1 protein-coding gene is annotated in these 521 nt (G+C 67.8%); it reads left to right on the plus strand.

Features of this window, described 5'->3' with window-relative positions:
- Positions 1–385, plus strand: a 385-nt coding sequence (locus tag JHD07_RS01640) for a ribose-5-phosphate isomerase A (protein ID WP_291618319.1), incomplete at its 5' end; no start/stop codon positions are given.
- Positions 386–521 lie beyond the last annotated feature (136 nt).

Genomic DNA, 521 nt, shown 5'->3' on the forward strand with positions numbered 1-521 from the left:
CGTGATTGCCGACGACAGCAAATGGGTGCCGGCGCTCGGCAAGTTTCCGCTGCCGATCGAGGTGGTCCCGTGCGGGCTCGGCGCGACGCGCCGCGCGATCGAGAAGGCGTTTGCCGAATGCGGCGTTTCCGGGCAAATGGCGGTCCGCAAGGCCAAAGGCGGGGACAAGGACGGCCACGTTTTCGTCACCGATGGCGGCCACTGGATCGTCGATGCCCAGCTCGGACGTATTGTGGATCCCCCTGGTCTTGCCAAGGCGTTGAGCGCCATCCCGGGGGTGGTCGAGCATGGCTTGTTCATCGGCTTGGCCGGCTCCGCCGTTCTGGCGGGCGGCGACGGAATTCGCGTGATTGAACGGCGCAAGCCGAAAGGAGACCTGGAATGAAGACCATGTTGAAATTCATGCCGGCTGCGACCCTCGCAGTGGGACTGGCCATCTCGGCCGCGCCGGCCATGGCGCAGCAGCCGGCGCCGGCCCCCAAGGCCGCCGCAGCACCGGCTCAGCCGAAGGCCTCGCCGGC

The organism is Bradyrhizobium sp., assembly GCF_016462955.1.
Classification (GTDB): Bacteria; Pseudomonadota; Alphaproteobacteria; order Rhizobiales; family Xanthobacteraceae; genus Bradyrhizobium.